Raw genomic sequence first — 19,092 nt, forward strand, 5'->3', positions numbered from 1 at the left:
TAATATTGCCGACGATGAATCGCACACCAGGCCTGCCTGAATGTCCGATCCAGCGGTATCCATTTCGTTATTTTTTTTGTGATTTACGGCCATAGACCAGCCAGGTCACCAGCACACAGACGATGTAAAACACCAAAAATATTTTCATAGCCCCCACCGGAGAGCCGGTTAGCGCCAGGGATGAACCAAACGCTTTAGGAATGAAGAAGCCGCCCACAGCGCCAATGGCAGAGATGAATCCAAGCGCGGCGGCGGTGTCGGTTACCGCTTCACGCTGCGCCTGTTCCTCTGTACCACCGCGCAGTTTCACCCGGTAAATCGTGATTTTGCGAAAGATCACCGCAATCATCTGGAAGGTCGACCCGCTTCCCAGACCCGCGGTCAGGAACAGCCCCATAAACACCAGATAGAAGGCGACAAAGTTTCCTTCACCGGACCCCGGCAGAGTAAGAAACAGCAGGGCGCTGAACAGTGCCATAAAGATGAAGTTAATTAACGTGACGCGTACACCGCCAAACTTGTCAGAGATAACGCCGCCCGCCGATCGCGCAAGCGCGCCGATGAAGGGGCCGAAGAACGCCAGTTGCAGAATATCCACGTCAGGAAATTGCGTTTTCGCCAGCATGGCAAAGCCCGCCGAAAAGCCGATAAATGACCCGAAAGTTGCAAGATACAGCAGGCTTAACAGCCACAAGTGAAAACGCTTGAGGACCGGTAACTGGGAAGCAATAGAAGCCTTCGAACTGGCAATATCATTCATTCCCATACCTGCCGCCAGGGTGGCTATTAGCAGAAGTGGAACCCAAATCCATGCGGCATTGGCCAGCGACAATAACGAGCCATCTGCTTGCGGTACGCCCTGGACGCCCAAAAAGGTAAATATGGGCAGAAAAATCACCAGCGGCGCGATCAACTGCATCACGCTGACGCCGAGGTTGCCAAGACCGCCGTTAACGCCCAGCGCGCTGCCTTGCTTTGCTTTGGGGAAGAAAAAACTAATATTGCCCATGCTGGAGGCAAAGTTAGCGCCAGCAAAACCGCACATCAGCGCAATAATAATAAATACTCCAAACGGAGTAGCGGTATTTTGCACGGCAAATCCCAGCCAGACGCAGGGAATAACCAGAATAATCGTGCTAAAAATGGTCCAACGGCGACCGCCAAATATAGGTACCATAAAGGAGTAGGGAACGCGCAATATTGCACCAGAAAGGGAGGGTAATGCCGTTAATAAAAACAGTTGATCGGTGGTGAAATTAAAACCAATTTTATTCAGATTGACGGCTACGGCGCTAAACAGCATCCAGACGCAGAAGGCAAGCAAAAGGCAACTTACTGATATCCAAAGATTTCTACGAGCAATGTGCTTGCCTTTGTTTTCCCAAAAGGCAGGGTTTTCTGGTTTCCAGTCAGTCAAAAGATAACGATTATTTTTCTCATTTGATGATGACATATTATTCTCCATGCACATGCCGTTCATGAAAAAGAAATAAACGCATACAGGCCGCGCAGCTTCTTTTTAGAAACTATTGAAAGGTTTTGGGAATATTGACTGAAAGAATAGATAAAAAAGCGCAATAACGCGGGATAAGGGGAGAATTACAGGTTGGTTAAGTGTTACTAATTGTAAACTTAAATGATGTATTGTTTGTTCATCTATAACATCAACTAAATAACTCCAGCGTAATCATACGATCCAGGTGGTGCTCGAAAGCGGGATCGGCCATTTCCTCTATGCCCAACACATACATACCATCCAGGCCGCAGACCACTGCGATTAGACGCCATGCGACATCGGCGGCATCTGGGGTGGATAAAAACTCACCGGCTTTCTGTCCCTGAGTGATGATGTTAGCCGTTTCCTCATGCCACATCCGCATGGTCAGCAGATAGGCGCTTTTGATCTCAGGATCTTTATCTGCCAGCACCTGTGCTTCACGCCACAGCCTGATATGGGGTTCGAACCCGCCATCTTCGCTGCCCAGCATGGCATGCAGCCGTTCCCGAAAACTGGCGTTTTCGCTGACCAGTTCAGCATCAAGCAGGGTACGGATCAGGCGCACAAAAGCCTGTGACTTGAGTTCACCGGCAGAGGAAAAGTGATGATGCACCTGACCCGTCGCCACATGGGCTTCCGCCGCTATACGTCGTACGGTCATGGCAGTAAACCCTTCTTCCAGTGCAACGCGCATCGCCGCTTGCAGAATCACTTCCCGACGTTCATCCCGGTTCAGATAGCTCATCATTCCTCCTGTATCTCAATAGCACGCAGTCTAACAAAAAGTTGGACATACGTTCAATTTTCCGTAGGATCGCTAAAGCTGGACATGTGTCCAGTTTCGGTTTTGTTAGGGAGTTTTATGTTTCGTCAGTGGTTAACGTTAGTCATTATTGTACTGGTCTACATCCCTGTTGCGATTGATGCAACGGTGCTGCACGTTGCCGCGCCCACGCTGAGTATGACGCTGGGTGCCAGTGGTAACGAGCTGCTGTGGATTATTGATATTTATTCGCTGGTCATGGCTGGCATGGTGTTGCCAATGGGGGCATTGGGCGATCGCATCGGTTTTAAACGTCTGCTGCTGTTGGGCGGGGGGTTATTTGGCCTGGCATCGCTGGCCGCTGCGTTTGCCCACAGCGCCAGTTGGCTGATTGCCACGCGGGCGGTATTAGCGATCGGGGCGGCGATGATTGTTCCGGCTACGCTCGCGGGTATTCGCGCCACCTTTGCTGAACAGCGTCATCGCAATATGGCGCTCGGCGTCTGGGCCGCTGTCGGTTCCGGCGGCGCGGCGTTTGGGCCATTAGTAGGCGGCATACTGCTGGAGCACTTCTATTGGGGATCCGTGTTCTTAATCAATGTGCCTATTGTTGTGGTGGTAATGGCATTGACGGCTCGTTTCGTGCCACGCCAGGCTGGACGTCGCGATCAATCGTTAAATTTCGGTCATGCGATAATGCTGATTGTCGCTATTCTGCTGCTGGTCTATAGCGCCAAAACCGCCCTGAAAGGTCATATCGCGACCACTGCCATCGTGCTGACATTGTTAGCCGGAGCTGTGCTGTTGGGGCAGTTTGTCCGTATCCAGCTTGCAGCTTCGCGGCCAATGATTGATATGCGGCTGTTCACGCATCGCATTATCTTAAGTGGCGTAGTAATGGCGATGACCGCGATGATTACGCTGGTTGGTTTCGAATTGCTGATGGCTCAGGAGCTCCAGTTTGTGCACGGTTTGACGCCGTATCAGGCCGGTCTGTTTATGCTGCCGGTGATGCTGGCAAGTGGTTTCAGCGGCCCCATTGCCGGCATGTTGGTGTCACGTCTGGGATTACGTTGTGTGGCAACGGCGGGCATGGCGCTCAGCGCCGTCAGTTTTTACGGTCTGGCGATGACGGATTTCAGTACGCAGCAAATACAGGCGTGGATATTGATGGCCTTGCTCGGATTCAGCGCGGCAAGTGCGCTTTTGGCCTCAACTGCGGCAATCATGGCAGCAGCCCCGGCAGAAAAAGCGGCAGCGGCTGGCGCCATTGAGACGATGGCTTATGAACTTGGCGCCGGGCTTGGCATCGCTATCTTTGGCTTACTGTTGAGCCGTAGCTTTTCTGCCTCGATTCTGCCACCTGCCGGACTTAATCCGCAGGAGATAGAGCGCGCCTCATCATCAATGGGCGAAGCGGTGCAACTTGCGCATTCGCTCCCGTCGTCGCTGAGTGAGGCATTGCTGGCGGCTGCCAGAGAAGCCTTTACCTGGTCACATAGCGTGGCCTTAAGCAGCGCTGGCAGTATGCTTATCGTATTAGCGATAGGGATGTGGTTCAGTCTGGCAAAGCTACAGCATCAATAACTAGTGGGCTAAATGACAGGGGTAATCCATCTCTTCGACTTCTTTTCCACTCAAGCGAGCGTATTGCCCCGTCAGTCTCCAGAATGCAGGTTGAGTTTCCGTATAGATCTCTGCCGCTAACACCAGGCGGCGGCGATCTACCTCGTTAAGTTCCAGTAGCGTCCACGGCACAAAATAGCGTTCGCTACCCGTCAGGGTAAACCACAGCGGGCACCCACAGCCGGAACAGAAGAAACGTTCACCACGATTTGAAGAAGGAAAGTGTGAGGGTTGGGCTGAATCCGGCGACATCTGCGGATGAGCGCTGGCCTCCAGATACATAGCGATGCCACCCGACCATTTCTGACACAACGTACAGTGGCAGGCATAGACATCCAGCATTTCGACGTCAACGGTAAAATGACTCTGTCCGCAAAGACAACGACCAGTGAACGTCTGCACGGCATACTCCTTATGACCGAGACTACATCAAGAGAAAAAGCCAGCCCCGAAAGGACTGGCTTTGTATTCAGACTACAACAAAATTAGAACTGGTAGTTCAGACCAACAGCCACGATGTTGTCAGTGCTTACACCTGCATAGCGGGTGAAGTTGTTGTCATCCAGCAGGTTGATTTTGTAATCAACGAAGGTAGACATGTTTTTGTTGAAGTAGTAGGTAGCACCCAGGTCTACGTATTCAACCAGATCCTGGTCGCCGAAATAACCCAGATCTTTACCTTTGGATTTCAGGTAAGCAACGGACGGACGCAGGCCGAAGTCGAACTGGTACTGAGCAACAGCTTCAAAGTTCTGAGCTTTGTTAGCAATACCGTCGATTTTACCGAACGTAGTCATGTTGCGGGTTTCGGAGTAGGTGGTCGCCAGGTAGATGTTATTCGCATCATATTTCAGACCAGCAGCCCATACTTCCGCATTCTGACCGGATGCGTACAGACCGTTGTTACCGTTACGAACCTGACGGTCGGTACGGTCAGATTTCGCGTAGGTCGCACCAACGCCAAAACCTTCGTACTCATAAGTAGTAGACAGACCGAAACCGTCGCCGTTTGCTTCTACTTCATTGTTACGATCGTTTTTGCCCTGATACTGAGCAGCAAAGTTCAGACCTTCAACCAGACCGAAGAAATCGGTGTTACGGTAGGTTGCAACGCCGGTAGCACGCTGAGTCATGAATACGTCAGTCTGGGTCCAGGTATCGCCACCGAACTCTGGCAGAACGTCGGTCCATGCGCCGATGTCGTAAGCTACGCCGTAGTTACGACCGTAGTCGAAAGAACCGTATTCAGCGAATTTCAGGCCAGCAAATGCCAGACGGGTTTTGTCTGCTTCGGAACCCTGATCTTCAGAACGGTTGCCTTTGAATTCATATTCCCACTGACCAAAACCAACCAGTTGGTCATTGATCTGAGTTTCGCCTTTGAAGCCCAGACGTGCGTAGGTTTTGTCGCCATCGCTGCTGGTGTCATCAGAGAAATAATGCTGAGCGTGAACTTTACCGTAGATATCCAGTTTGTTTGCGTCTTTGTTATATACCTCAGCCGCGTTTACTGCACCTGCCGCCAACAGGCTAGTCACTGCCACTGCAACTAATTTAAGTTTCATTCTAAATAATCCTTATAATTTTTTCTTGGTGTGTTTCCTAAACCATTGCTAAACGAAGGGGTTCGTCAATGGCAAACCATTTTTAAATGACGCAGTGGTATAAGTTCAATAATAAGTTTCATAATATTGCGAAATATTTGAAGTTGTGTGATCCAGATCTACATAATACAGCTGATTGTATTAATCTTAATATGTGACAAATCTGATGAGATATATTTACGCAGGGGACTATTATGGCAGCTATGGTTTAAATGGCGTTAGTTTCGCTTGTATAATATATACATGCGGAGGGTTATAGATAAACATGAAATACTTTCACGCGTTAACTAATAATCATATATTTAACATTTAATTAAACAAATATAAACAAAAAACACAAGTGCAATGCGCAATAATTATCCATCAGCCTGGCTAAAGTATAGCCGGATTTTATTTATTTGTGATAAAACCCGGTTTTTTTCAGGCGCGGCGCGTTGCCAACCAGCAAAGTAGCGAGCCAGCGCAAACCATCAGCGCGCCTTGCCAGAAAGAAAGTGATAGCGGGGCGCTGAGTAGCACGGCGGCAAGCGCGGAGGACAGTACGGGGGTAAAATAAGAACCCACCGCCATAATGGTGACATTACCGTGCAAAATACCAATATTCCACGCAGCATAGGCAAATCCTAACGTTAATGCTGCAGTGAACATTTTAATCGTCACCGGAGTGCTGAAAACCATTTCCGGCTGAGGGGTGACAAAATAGTAAACCCACAGACTTGCGGCTGTCAGTAAGACGAACACCGTGATGCCGTTAAAGCCTTTTGCAAATTTATTGGTCACTGTGCAATATGTGGCCCAGATAAAAGCCCCCAGAAAGGCGAGAAAATAACTGAGCGGACTACTGGCAACATTGCTGATAATTTCGCCAGGATTGAGGCCATTTTCACCACCTAATACCCAACAAACACCGGTCAATGCGATAATTAATCCAGGAATGACCAGCCAGGTTGATTTTTGACCATTAAATAATATGGCGAACAATATCGTCAGGCTTGGCCAGAGATAATTTACCATCCCGACTTCAATAGCCTGATGACGGGTAGCGGCATAACCCAGGGCCAGTGCTAAACAAATTTCATAGCTAACAAAAAGCACGCTACCGGCGATTAAATAGCGAACAGGAATTTTTCTGATATTTGGAAATCCGACAGTAAATATGAGCAACAGGCCGCTTAATGAAAAAATCATCGCTGCGCCGCCAGCAGGTCCCAGTCCCTCACTCACTCCCCGAATAAGCCCAACCATCGTGCTCCAGAGTACGATGGCAATCAGACCAATTAACGTTGCTTTTTGTTTTGTCATTCTGTTTCTCTGTCCATACCACTGGCAAAAAATAAGCTGAAATTTATAGCACTTTTACACCGTAGCACGCTAATTAATTACCTTTTGCATACCTCCTTATGGGTACAAGGGTTAAACAAAGTGCACTATTTAGTAGCGGAACCGTTTCGTTTTTGATTTGACGCAAAAAAAATATGGATATAGCTGATAGTTTCGTCGCGAAGTTGTACATGTCATCTTTCAGGCTGCCTCGATTACGCACTTTGAGAGATTTCTTGTACGAATCCCTGCAAAAAAGAGGAAAGCAATGGACGTCAGCCGCAGACAATTTTTTAAAATCTGCGCGGGCGGTATGGCGGGAACAACAGTAGCCGCTCTGGGTTTTGCACCCAAAATGGCACTGGCTCAGGCGCGAAACTATAAGTTATTACGCGCCAAAGAGATCCGAAACACCTGCACATACTGTTCCGTAGGTTGCGGGCTATTAATGTATAGCCTGGGTGATGGAGCAAAAAACGCCAAAGAGTCGATTTACCATATTGAAGGGGATCCGGATCATCCGGTGAGCCGGGGGGCATTATGTCCTAAGGGCGCAGGATTACTGGATTACGTACACAGTGAAAACCGTCTGCGTTACCCGGAATATCGCGCTCCTGGTTCCGACAAATGGCAGCGTATCAGCTGGGATGAAGCTTTCTCCCGCATCGCGAAGCTGATGAAAACTGACCGTGACGCCAACTTTATTGAGAAAAATGAGCAGGGCGTAACGGTTAACCGCTGGCTTTCAACCGGGATGCTGTGCGCATCTGCAGCAAGTAATGAAACCGGCATGCTGACGCAAAAATTTGTGCGCTCACTCGGCATGCTGGCAGTAGACAACCAGGCGCGCGTCTGACACGGACCAACGGTAGCAAGTCTTGCTCCAACATTTGGTCGCGGTGCGATGACCAACCACTGGGTTGATATTAAAAATGCTAACGTCGTGATGGTGATGGGCGGTAACGCCGCTGAAGCACATCCGGTGGGATTCCGCTGGGCGATGGAAGCTAAAAACAACAATGACGCCACGCTGATTGTTGTTGACCCACGTTTTACACGTACAGCCTCGGTGGCGGATATTTACGCACCGATTCGTTCCGGCACGGACATTACGTTCCTGTCCGGCGTTTTGCTGTACCTGATTGAAAATAACAAAATCAACGCTGAATACGTTAAGCATTACACCAACGCCAGCCTGCTGGTGCGGGATGATTTTGCTTTCGAAGAGGGTCTGTTCAGCGGGTATGACGCGAAAAAACGTCAGTATGATAAATCGTCCTGGAACTATCAGTTCGATGAAAACGGCTACGCCAAACGCGATGAAACATTAAGCCATCCGCGCTGCGTGTGGAACCTGCTGAAACAGCATGTATCCCGTTACACGCCAGATGTGGTGGAAAATATCTGCGGTACGCCAAAAGAAGACTTCCTGAAAGTCTGCGAAGTGCTGGCTTCCACCAGCGCAGTCGATCGTACAACCACGTTCCTGTATGCGCTGGGCTGGACGCAGCATACCGTCGGGGCGCAAAACATCCGCACCATGGCGATGATCCAGCTGCTGCTCGGCAACATGGGGATGGCCGGCGGCGGTGTCAACGCCTTGCGCGGTCACTCCAACATTCAGGGGTTAACAGACTTAGGACTGCTCTCTACCAGCCTGCCGGGCTACCTGACGCTACCGTCAGAAAAACAGACAGATCTGCAAACCTATCTGGCCGCGAACACGCCAAAAGCGACGTTGGCCGATCAGGTTAACTACTGGGGCAACTATCCGAAGTTTTTCGTTAGCCTGATGAAATCTTTCTACGGCAATGCGGCACAGAAAGAGAATGACTGGGGCTTTGAGTGGCTGCCGAAGTGGGATCAGTCCTACGACGTGATCAAATACTTCAACATGATGGACAGCGGAAAAGTCACCGGTTACATCTGTCAGGGCTTTAACCCAGTTGCGTCCTTCCCGGACAAAAACAAAGTGGTGCAGTCCCTGAGCAAACTGAAGTATCTGGTCGTTATCGATCCGCTGGTGACAGAAACTTCAACGTTCTGGCAAAACCACGGCGAATCAAACGACGTTGATCCGGCATCTATCCAGACCGAAGTCTTCCGTTTGCCGTCAACCTGCTTTGCGGAAGAGGACGGTTCAATTGCCAACTCCGGTCGCTGGTTGCAGTGGCACTGGAAAGGTCAGGACGCGCCGGGCGAAGCCCGTAACGATGGCGAAATTCTGGCCGGCATTTACCACCGTCTGCGCGACATGTACCGCACTGAAGGCGGTAAAGCAGTTGAACCCGTGCTGAAAATGAGTTGGAACTATAAGCAGCCGGACGAACCGCATTCAGAGGAAGTGGCGAAAGAGAACAACGGCTATGCGCTGGAAGATCTCTATGATGCCAACGGTGTGCTGATTGCGAAGAAAGGCCAGTTGCTCAATAGCTTTGCGCTGCTGCGTGATGATGGCACAACCTCATCTTCCTGCTGGATTTATACCGGTAGCTGGACCGAGCAGGGCAACCAGATGGCCAACCGCGATAACGCCGACCCGTCAGGGCTGGGTAATACGCTGGGTTGGGCATGGGCATGGCCACTGAACCGTCGCGTTCTGTATAACCGCGCGTCGGCGGATCCGCAGGGTAAACCGTGGGATCCAAAACGCATGCTGATCCAGTGGAACGGTACGAAGTGGACGGGGAACGACATCCCGGACTTCAACACCGCGGCGCCTGGCAGCGGCACCAATCCGTTTATCATGCAGCCGGAAGGTCTGGGTCGTCTGTTCGCCATTGATAAGATGGCGGAAGGGCCGTTCCCGGAACACTACGAGCCAATGGAAACGCCGCTGGGTACCAACCCGCTGCACCCGAACGTAATCTCCAACCCGGCAGCCCGTCTGTACGAGGCGGATAAGCTACGCATGGGAACCAAACAGGACTTCCCGTACGTTGGGACGACTTATCGTCTGACCGAACACTTCCATACCTGGACCAAGCACGCATTGCTTAATGCGATTGCTCAACCAGAACAGTTTGTGGAAATCAGCGAAACGCTGGCGGCAGCGAAAGGTATCAATAACGGCGATCGCGTGAAAGTCAGCAGCAAGCGTGGATTTATTCGCGCAGTTGCGGTGGTTACGCGTCGTCTGCGTACCCTGAACGTCAACGGTCAGCAGGTCGAAACGGTTGGGATCCCGATCCACTGGGGCTTTGAAGGAGTCGCGCGTAAAGGCTATATCGCCAACACCCTGACGCCGAATGTCGGTGATGCAAACTCGCAAACGCCGGAATACAAAGCGTTTTTAGTAAACATCGAGAAGGCGTAAGGGGGCGAATATATGTCTATGGAAACGCAGGACATCATCAAACGGTCCGCAACAAACTCCATCACGCCGCCGCCTCAGGCCCGTGATTACAAAGCAGAGGTCGCGAAACTGATCGATGTGTCCACCTGTATAGGCTGTAAGGCCTGCCAGGTGGCATGTTCAGAGTGGAACGATATCCGCGATGAAGTCGGTCATTGCGTCGGGGTGTATGACAACCCCGCCGATCTCAGCGCCAAATCCTGGACGGTGATGCGATTTAGCGAAACCGAACAGAACGGCAAGCTTGAGTGGCTAATTCGTAAAGACGGTTGTATGCACTGTGAAGATCCGGGCTGCCTGAAGGCGTGCCCGTCTGCCGGGGCGATTATTCAGTACGCCAACGGGATTGTCGATTTCCAGTCAGAGCACTGCATTGGCTGCGGCTACTGTATTGCCGGGTGTCCATTTAATATTCCGCGCCTCAATAAAGAGGATAACCGCGTGTATAAATGTACGCTGTGTGTGGACCGCGTCAGCGTCGGGCAGGAGCCTGCCTGCGTCAAGACTTGTCCAACAGGGGCAATACATTTCGGCACCAAGCAGGAAATGCTGGAAATGGGCGAACAGCGGGTGGCCAAACTGAAAGCTCGCGGTTTCGAACACGCCGGACTCTACAACCCGGAAGGTGTGGGGGGGACGCATGTGATGTACGTTCTGCATCATGCCAACCAGCCGGAGCTGTACCACGGCCTGCCGAAAGATCCGCAGATTGATACCTCTATCAATCTGTGGAAAGGGGCGCTGAAACCGCTGGCCGCAGCCGGATTTATCGCCACCTTCGCCGGGCTTATTTACCACTACGTTGGTATTGGTCCGAATAAGGAAGTGGACGACGACGAGGAGGATCATCATGAGTAAGTCGAAAATGATTGTGCGCACGAAGTTTATCGACCGCGCCTGTCACTGGACGGTGGTGATCTGCTTCTTCCTGGTGGCGCTGTCGGGGATTTCATTTTTCTTCCCGACTCTGCAATGGCTGACGCAGACTTTCGGTACGCCGCAGATGGGGCGTATTTTGCACCCGTTCTTCGGGCTGCTGATCTTCGTGGCGTTAATGTTCATGTTTGTACGCTTTGTTCACCACAACATCCCGGATAAAAAAGATATTCCGTGGCTGAAAAACATTGTGGAAGTGCTGAAAGGCAATGAACATAAAGTGGCGGATGTGGGCAAGTACAACGCCGGACAGAAAATGATGTTCTGGTCGATCATGAGCATGATTTTCGTGCTGCTGATTACCGGCATTATTATCTGGCGTCCGTACTTTGCGCAGTTCTTCCCGATGCAGGTCGTGCGTTATAGCCTGCTGATCCATGCGGCGGCAGGCATTATTCTGATGCACGCCATCCTCATCCATATGTATATGGCATTCTGGGTGAAAGGCTCTATTAAAGGCATGATCGAAGGGAAAGTGAGCCGTCGCTGGGCGAAGAAACATCACCCGCGCTGGTATCGCGAAGTCGAAAGACAAGAAGCGAAAAAAGAGAGCGAGGAAGGGGTTAACTAATCCCTGACGTTACCTCCACGTAATGGCGCTACATTGGTAGCGCCATTTTTTTGCCAAAAAAACGTCATGTTTCTGTCATCTGCTCAACGTAAGGTGTTGTCTTTTCAATAATAGAAGAGTTAAAAGACAATGCATCTGGTAAAAAAATTACTTGCAGTCAGCGTGTTTCTTTGTGCGTCCGCTCAGGCGCAGAACATCCTCGAATTTCCTCAGCCGGAAAATAACCCGGAAGAGTTTTATGCCGTAACTGAAATCCCGGCAGGTGGAATGATTAAATATGAAACCGACGCCAAAACCGGTTTTATCGTTGCCGATCGCTTCCAGTCAATGCCGGTTGCCTATCCCGCCAACTACGGCTCGTTGACTCAATCTTTAGCCGGTGACGGCGACCCGCTGGACGTCATTTTTTATACCCGTGCGCCGTTGGCCCCTGGAACATTGATTAAGCTGCGCGCGATTGGCGTGCTGAAGATGATCGACGGCGGAGAAAAGGACGACAAAATTGTCGCCGTTCCGGCCTGTAAAATTGACCCGACTTATGATGACATCAAAGAGTTGAGCGATCTGCCCAAGATTGAAGTGCAACGCCTGGAATCTTTCTTCCGCGTGTACAAAGATCTGCCGGAAGGGCGCAAAAAGGTAGAATTGAACGGTTTCAACGACGCCGCTACGGCAAAGCAAGAGATCAAACAGGCCTGGGATGCCTGGAAAGAGAAAAAACCGCAGTAATACATGGCATGCCGGATGACGGGCCTACAGGCGCATTTTGCTGATGTAGGCCGGATAAGCAGGCGCCATCCGGCAATGCGGTTTACTCCAGTATTGAGTTCAGACGCGCAATCTCCTGACGCCATTGCGCTTGTAACAGCGGTTTTTGATGTTTCGGCTTACGAGCGAGATCGTCGGCCAGCCGCTGCTCCAGTTCGAGAAGTTGTTCCAGTAACGCATCACTGTCGCGGCTTATTTCATTTCTCGCTTCAACCACCGTTTTCGGGACGGGTATCTCAGCAGATGTTTCCCGAATTCGCGCGTTGATCGCGTCCAGATCGTGCCATTCGCTGAGTTCGCCGTTATCAATAAACCAGAACCGGTTACAGCTTTTGCTGATAAGCTGGCGATCGTGACTGACCAGCAGCACGCCGCCGTGATAGCTTTGCAGCGTTTCTGCCAGCGCCTCTTTGCCTTCCATATCCAGATGGTTGGTCGGTTCATCGAGCATCAGCAGGCTATAACGCGCAAGCGTCAGTCCCACAAACAATAACCGGGAACGCTCGCCACCACTTAATGTACTGACCCGCTGTGCGTGCCGAACCCATGGAAAGCCCGCGCTAATCAAGGCCATTTTGCGAATATCAGGCTGAGGAGCAAACGCTTCCAGCGCGTCAAACAGCGAGTCGTCATCAGCGAGTTGGTGCAGCGTCTGATCGTAATACCCTAGCGTAACGCGCGGATGTAACACCAATGAAGGCGATGCCAGCTGTGAGTGAAACTGTTGCCAGATAAGCCTTAACAGCGATGATTTCCCACACCCATTGCGCCCGACAATCGCCACGCGATCGCCGCTTTTTACGCGGATACCGGCTATCGAAAACAGCGAATCTGCGCCAGGAGCAGGGGCCACGGACAGATGAGTCATCTCCAGCAAACGATCCGCACGCAGGGCATCACCCTGCAATGTTAGTGTCCACTGACTTCCCGAGGTTACTTCGGTCTGTACCTCTTTCAGGCGCAGCACCTGTTTTTCCATCTGCTTGGCTTTACGGGAAAGGTCTTCGTTGTCGTAGACCCGCCCCCAGGTCGCCAGCCGTTTGGCGCTGGCGGTGACGCGGTCGATCTCCTTTTGTTCAGCCTTATGGCGCAAAGCATCGCTGGCGTCTCTGTCTACCAGAGCCTGACGCGCCGCGCTACAGGGCAGATCGAAGGCGTGCAGGGTGCGATCGCGCAGGAGCCAGGTCCCGTGAGTTACGGCATCCAGCAACTGCGGATCGTGGGAAACCACCACAAAACTACCAGACCAGTTCTGTAAGAACTGTTCCAGCCACAGTAATGTGGGCAAATCCAAGTGGTTACCCGGTTCATCCAGCAGTAGCAGGTCAGGATTTCGCATCAGCGCCCGCGCTAATAACAGACGCGTGTGTTGTCCGCCGCTCAGCGTTTGTGCTGTCAGAGATAAATTCTCCGGCGTGAAACCCATTTCGGCCAGCAACGCTTCAACTCGCCATTGCTGGCTCGCGCGTTCATGCTCGGGAAGTTGAGCAAGCACCGCCTCTTGCAACGTAAGCGGCAGTATATCGTCAGGTAAATGTTGCTCCACACGTGCGAGATGACAGTGATTCGCCTGCGCGATAGACCCGCTGGTGGGTGAAATCGTGCCATCAAGCAGTTTTAACAGCGTACTTTTGCCGCAGCCGTTGTAACCGATAAGCCCGATGCGGTCACCTTTTTTCAGGGTGAAGGAAAGATCGTCGAATAGCGTGCCAAATGCCGTATCAACGTGTAAGGATTGTGCGGTTAGTAATGTGCTCATTGTTGCTTACTCAAGAGTTACAGGCGTAAAAACGCCTCGTCAAACATCGCTGACGATAACCCGGTAAGCCCGAGAGAAGGGGATTGAGAAGTTAGCTTCGCTCAAGCAGAAGTTATCGCAGCACGATACCGATAACGCTTGAGCACTGGCGATCGCCAAAAGCATGTGAAACGATAAAACGTTCACAGTACAGCATAAGTATCCTCCTTTTGTTTTTCAGAATGTTAATCGGTGATGAAAGTGTAATCGCAACATACGCAGTAGCGCAAGCTTTGAACGCCCAGCAGATGACAAGACAAATAAATCAGGCAAAAGTTAATTTTCGTCGCGTCGAAAGCTTGAGTTAAGGATCACAATAACGATCGCTGTTCTCCGGTACGCTGTCGCTCACTATTTTATTATTTGGAGAATAGATGACATGAAAAAAACAATGACATTGACGATGATTGCGCTGGGATGTTTATTTGCAAATGCACAAGCAAGTGAAAAACTCGCTGGTAATGAGATACTTAAAGTGCAAAAGGGTGGTATTCCTGACAAAATTTACACGCAGAATAACCCGCATTTAAAGATTGCCACCTATAACATTGGTAAAAATGAAGCATCTGCTGATGTGGCGGATTTTACGGCACTTAATTCAGCTATTAAAAGAATAGATGCAGATATTATAGCAGTGCCAGAGGTTGATAATAAAACAGGGCGCAGTCAAAAGATCGATCAACTCAAAAAAATCGCTGATGCCAATAAACTGTATTACGCCTTTGGTAAAGCACTCGATTTTGATGGCGGTGAGTACGGGTTAGGACTGCTTTCCAAATATAAAATATTGCACACGCAGGTGGTAAAATTACCGTCGGGTAATGCTGAACAACGCGTGGCGTTACTGGCGCAGGTTGACGTGCCTGGGTTTGATTCTGCCCCCATCATTATGGTGACCCATCTCGACTGGCAAAAAGATCCTACCATGCGTACGGAACAAGCCCGCTATCTTTTAGATATCAGCATTGGCGACGCGACATCAGATTTCCCGGATATCGCCTCCTCAATTAAAATCCTTGCAGGGGACTTTAATTCGACCCGGGACGAGCAGCCGCTGAAAGAAATACGTTACTTTTTCAACGAAGTGACGAAAGAAGGGGTTGATACCCGCAGTTGGCCAGCCGTCAACCCTGCGATCGATATAGACCATATTTTCACGTTTAAAGGGCAGAAGTGGAACGTCAAAAATCTGGAAATTCCACATAACTCACCCGAATTTACGTGGTCTACGGCGAGCGATCACCTGCCGGTTATCGCTGAGCTGGAACTTTCAGAACAGTAATCTACATACTGTATTTCGTTCATCGAACGCTTAAAATTGCCCGGCAGACTCTGCTGCCGGGCAAACCGTCAAATAGAAGTTCGACGGTAGTCGCGATATTCCGCCTGCCAGAAATTATCGTCAATCGCCTGTTGCAGCGCTTCGGCGGACGTTTTCACAGCCACGCCTTGCTGCTGGGCCATTTTACCCACGGCAAAAGCAATCGCACGGGAAACTGTCTGAATGTCTTTCAGTTCCGGTAACACCAGTCCTTCGCCGTTCAGCACCAGCGGTGAATACTGCGCCAGTGTTTCACTGGCCGACATCAGCATTTCATCGGTAATGCGCGATGCGCCGGAAGCAATAACACCCAGCCCGATACCCGGGAAAATATAGGCGTTGTTACACTGGGCAATCGGGAAGACTTTTTCCTTCCACACTACCGGCGCGAACGGACTACCGGTCGCAACCAGCGCGTTACCTTCGGTCCAGGCGATAATATCCTGTGGCGTAGCTTCCACGCGTGAAGTTGGGTTAGACAGCGGCATGACGATGGGACGCGAACAATGCTTGTGCATTTCGCGGATGATCTCTTCGGTAAACAGGCCGGTCTGTCCGGAAACACCAATCAGGATATCCGGCTTAACGTTACGCACCACGTCGAGTAACGACAGCACATCCTCTTGCGTATCCCAGTGCTGCAGATTTTCGCGTTTTTGCACCAGCTTGGTCTGGAAGGAGAGCAGGTTCGGCATTTTGTCGGTTAACAGGCCGAAGCGATCGACCATAAACACGCGCTGACGCGCCGCTTCCTCGCTTAAACCTTCACGCTGGATTTGCGCGATGATCTGCTCGGCAATCCCGCAACCGGCTGAGCCCGCTCCAAGGAACACGATATTCTGTTCACTTAACTGGCTACCCGCCGCGCGGCTGGCGGCAATGAGCGTACCAACGGTAACCGCTGCGGTGCCCTGAATATCGTCGTTAAACGAGCAAATTTCATCGCGATAGCGGTTCAGCAACGGCATCGCATTTTTCTGCGCGAAGTCTTCGAACTGCAGCAGCACGTCCGGCCAACGATGCTTCACAGCCTGGATGAATTCATCGACAAATTCGTAGTATTCATCATCAGTGATACGCGGATTACGCCAGCCCATATACAGCGGATCGTTCAGCAGTTGCTGATTGTTAGTACCGACGTCCAGGACGACCGGCAGGGTGTAGGCCGGACTAATTCCGCCACACGCGGTATACAGCGACAGCTTACCGATCGGAATACCCATCCCGCCGATCCCCTGGTCGCCAAGGCCCAGAATACGTTCACCGTCGGTGACGACGATGACTTTGATATTGTGGTTAGGTACGTTCTGCAGGATATCGTCCATATTGTGGCGGTTCTGATAAGAGATAAACACACCGCGCGCGCGACGGTAGATCTCAGAGAAACGCTCACAGGCAGCACCTACCGTTGGGGTATAGATAACCGGCATCATCTCATCAAGGTGATTATGCACCAGTCGGTAAAACAGGGTTTCGTTGGTGTCCTGAATGTTACGCAGGTAAATATGCTTGTCGATTTCGGTTTTGAATCCCTGATATTGGATCCAGGCGCGTTCAGCCTGTTCTTCAATCGTCTCGACCACTTCCGGCAGTAACCCCAGCAGGTTGAAGTTACGGCGTTCTTCGACACTGAAAGCGCTCCCTTTATTCAGTAAAGGGAATTCCAGCAGTACCGGGCCAGCGTAGGGGATGTAAAGGGAACGCAGTTTTTTAGTTTCGTTTTCCATGTCACTCACTCTTTTTTGAATAACCGTCCCTGGCGTTCTTTATGATCGTATGTGGCCTGTCCGCCAGGGAAACGGGCGAAGTATAAAGCATTGTGAATGGGGTATGGGGTTTTATAAGCAAAAACACCACTGCGGTTGCAATGGTGTTTATCTCGTTATTCAGTCAGACCTGCGAAAGACTATTTGCCGTCAGCGCGGCGTTTTCTTCCGGTAGGATTGTTGACCACACTGGTTTTGTCACCTTCGGTCACGACTTTACGTTGGTTTGAGATTTTGTGGTCCAGTCCAAGAATATGACGGGCCTGACGGTTCGATTTCATTCTAACTCCTTAATCCTGTTTCTGGTTTCAAGGGCGAGCCCGTATAACAACGGACGAAATACAACCTGATAGAAAGCCGATGTTTAAAATAACGGCTTTCAGGATGGTCGGTCATTTTGTCTGAAAGGTCAATGCTTAAGCGGTAAATGCAGAACTATCCCGGATGTATCATGCATTTTCTCAGGCGTCCTATACTTGTAACTTCAACGACAACACAGGAGAACGGTAATGACTATCCATAAGAAGGGTCAGGCACACTGGGAAGGCGACATTAAACGCGGTAAAGGTACCGTATCGACCGAAAGTGGCGTGCTGAATCAGCAACCGTATGGGTTTAATACGCGGTTCGAAGGGGTAAAAGGCACCAATCCTGAAGAGTTGATTGGCGCGGCCCATGCCGCCTGCTTCTCAATGGCGCTTTCGTTAATGCTGGGCGATGCGGGCTTTACGCCAGACGCCATTGATACCACTGCCGATGTTTCTCTGGATAAGGTGGATGCGGGATTTGCGATAACCAAAGTAGCGCTGCACAGTGAGGTAAGCGTTCCGGGGATAGACGCCGCCACGTTTGACGGCATCATCCAGAAAGCGAAGGCCGGCTGCCCAGTTTCGCAGGTACTGAACGCGGAAATTACACTGGATTATCAGCTGAAGTCTTAATCGTGGCGTGCCGGATGCGACTACGTCTTATCCGGCACCCGATGATGTTATTGCGCCACCCAGCCGCCATCCATATTCCACGCAACGCCTCGTACCTGCGCCGCACCGTCTGAACATAAAAACAACGCGAGTTCCCCTAACTGCTCCGGCGTGACGAATTCGCGCGACGGTTGCTTTTCCGCCAGCAGGGCGTCACGTGCGACGTCAGGCGCAGCGCCTTCGGCAATACGTTTATCAATCTGCTGCTGGACCAACGGTGTGAGCACCCAACCGGGGCATAGCGCATTGCAGGTGATGCCGGTCTGCGCGGTTTCCAGCGCAATGGTCTTGGTTAATCCCACCACGCCGTGCTTGGCTGCCACGTACGCGGATTTCTCTTTAGAAGCCACCAGGCCGTGAACCGAGGCGATATTAATGATGCGTCCCCAGTTCCGTGCGCGCATGCCTGGCAGCGCCAGTCGCGTAGTGTGAAAAACGGATGAGAGGTTAATAGCAATAATTGCGTTCCATTTTTCAACCGGGAAGGTTTCTACCGGAGACACATGCTGGATCCCGGCGTTGTTGACCAGGATATCCACACCGCCAAATTCGCTTGCGGCATAGCGCATCATGTCAGCAATTTGCGCTTCATCGCTCAGGTCCGCGCCGTGGTAGCCTGGCGTTTTGCCATACTGCGCCACGGCGTCTTTGGCAGCTTCGACATCACCAAACCCGTTGAGGATCAACGAAGCGCCCGCTTGTGCCAGCACCTGAGCGATGCCTAATCCAATACCGCTGGTCGAGCCGGTAACCAGGGCGGTTTTTCCCGTTAAGTTCATGATGATT

General features: G+C 51.0%; 15 protein-coding genes and 1 pseudogene. 7 read left to right on the top strand and 9 right to left on the bottom strand.

Translation table 11 applies throughout. The features are described 5' to 3' along the window. Positions 1-67 precede the first annotated feature (67 nt). Together M4I31_RS11590 and M4I31_RS11595 are read right to left on the bottom strand one after the other, a co-directional pair. A complete protein-coding gene (locus M4I31_RS11590; protein ID WP_085048191.1) occupies positions 68-1,453 on the bottom strand; it encodes a NarK family nitrate/nitrite MFS transporter in 1,386 nt (461 codons plus the stop codon). A gap of 211 nt (positions 1,454-1,664) precedes the next feature. Beyond that, positions 1,665-2,243: a TetR family transcriptional regulator gene (locus M4I31_RS11595; protein ID WP_085048192.1), complete on the bottom strand. Its 579-nt coding sequence runs from the start codon at positions 2,241-2,243 to the stop codon at positions 1,665-1,667. Positions 2,244-2,360: 117 nt separating this feature from the next. Here M4I31_RS11595 and M4I31_RS11600 point away from each other — a divergent pair, with 117 nt between their 5' ends. Beyond that, on the top strand, positions 2,361-3,848 hold the full coding sequence (locus M4I31_RS11600; RefSeq protein WP_137351462.1) for an MFS transporter: 1,488 nt from the start codon (positions 2,361-2,363) through the stop codon (positions 3,846-3,848). Here the strand turns inward: M4I31_RS11600 and M4I31_RS11605 are convergent, their stop codons facing one another. The 3 genes from M4I31_RS11605 to yddG form a co-directional block, all read right to left on the bottom strand. Continuing rightward, positions 3,849-4,229, bottom strand: a complete 381-nt coding sequence (locus M4I31_RS11605) for a GFA family protein (RefSeq protein WP_087856632.1) — start codon at positions 4,227-4,229, stop codon at positions 3,849-3,851. Positions 4,230-4,372: 143 nt separating this feature from the next. Continuing rightward, positions 4,373-5,452, bottom strand: a complete 1,080-nt coding sequence (gene ompD / locus M4I31_RS11610) for a porin OmpD (protein WP_038640648.1) — start codon at positions 5,450-5,452, stop codon at positions 4,373-4,375. Between the two features lie 459 nt (positions 5,453-5,911). Continuing rightward, positions 5,912-6,793, bottom strand: coding sequence for an aromatic amino acid efflux DMT transporter YddG (gene yddG / locus M4I31_RS11615; RefSeq protein WP_085048194.1), 882 nt, complete (start codon positions 6,791-6,793; stop codon positions 5,912-5,914). 286 nt (positions 6,794-7,079) lie between these two features. Between yddG and fdnG the strand changes: the two genes are divergently transcribed. The 4 genes and pseudogenes from fdnG to M4I31_RS11635 form a co-directional block, all read left to right on the top strand. Beyond that, positions 7,080-10,127, top strand: a complete 3,048-nt coding sequence (gene fdnG, locus M4I31_RS11620) for a formate dehydrogenase-N subunit alpha (RefSeq protein ID WP_137351461.1) — start codon at positions 7,080-7,082, stop codon at positions 10,125-10,127. Positions 10,128-10,139: 12 nt separating this feature from the next. Next, a complete protein-coding gene (gene fdnH, locus M4I31_RS11625) occupies positions 10,140-11,024 on the top strand; it encodes a formate dehydrogenase N subunit beta (protein WP_038640640.1) in 885 nt (294 codons plus the stop codon). Then, positions 11,017-11,673 carry a formate dehydrogenase-N subunit gamma gene (gene fdnI, locus M4I31_RS11630; protein ID WP_038640638.1) on the top strand — a complete coding sequence of 219 codons (657 nt, stop codon included), beginning with the start codon at positions 11,017-11,019 and terminating at the stop codon, positions 11,671-11,673. The genes fdnH and fdnI overlap by 8 nt, the downstream gene beginning before the upstream one ends. A gap of 129 nt (positions 11,674-11,802) precedes the next feature. Then, a pseudogene (locus M4I31_RS11635) lies at positions 11,803-12,403 on the top strand (inorganic diphosphatase); the annotation flags it as partial. 81 nt (positions 12,404-12,484) lie between these two features. Here M4I31_RS11635 and M4I31_RS11640 read toward each other — a convergent pair. Then, on the bottom strand, positions 12,485-14,200 hold the full coding sequence (locus M4I31_RS11640) for an ABC-F family ATP-binding cassette domain-containing protein (protein ID WP_085048197.1): 1,716 nt from the start codon (positions 14,198-14,200) through the stop codon (positions 12,485-12,487). A gap of 418 nt (positions 14,201-14,618) precedes the next feature. Between M4I31_RS11640 and M4I31_RS11645 the strand changes: the two genes are divergently transcribed. Continuing rightward, entirely contained in the window at positions 14,619-15,521 is a 903-nt protein-coding gene (locus M4I31_RS11645) for an endonuclease/exonuclease/phosphatase family protein (RefSeq protein ID WP_085048198.1), read from the top strand. A 68-nt stretch (positions 15,522-15,589) separates the two neighbouring features. On the opposite strand, the gene maeA is transcribed toward M4I31_RS11645, so the two are convergent. Beyond that, positions 15,590-17,287: a malate dehydrogenase gene (maeA, locus tag M4I31_RS11650; RefSeq protein ID WP_038640630.1), complete on the bottom strand. Its 1,698-nt coding sequence runs from the start codon at positions 17,285-17,287 to the stop codon at positions 15,590-15,592. Positions 17,288-17,466: 179 nt separating this feature from the next. Beyond that, positions 17,467-17,607, bottom strand: a complete 141-nt coding sequence (gene sra / locus M4I31_RS11655) for a stationary-phase-induced ribosome-associated protein (protein WP_038640628.1) — start codon at positions 17,605-17,607, stop codon at positions 17,467-17,469. Positions 17,608-17,835: 228 nt separating this feature from the next. Here sra and M4I31_RS11660 point away from each other — a divergent pair, with 228 nt between their 5' ends. Further along, a complete protein-coding gene (locus M4I31_RS11660; RefSeq protein ID WP_085048199.1) occupies positions 17,836-18,267 on the top strand; it encodes an OsmC family protein in 432 nt (143 codons plus the stop codon). A gap of 47 nt (positions 18,268-18,314) precedes the next feature. Here the strand turns inward: M4I31_RS11660 and M4I31_RS11665 are convergent, their stop codons facing one another. Continuing rightward, a complete protein-coding gene (locus tag M4I31_RS11665; protein WP_085048200.1) occupies positions 18,315-19,085 on the bottom strand; it encodes a 3-hydroxybutyrate dehydrogenase in 771 nt (256 codons plus the stop codon). Positions 19,086-19,092 lie beyond the last annotated feature (7 nt).

Source organism: Citrobacter sp. XT1-2-2 (assembly GCF_023516235.1).
GTDB classification, from domain to species: Bacteria; Pseudomonadota; Gammaproteobacteria; order Enterobacterales; family Enterobacteriaceae; genus Citrobacter; species Citrobacter werkmanii.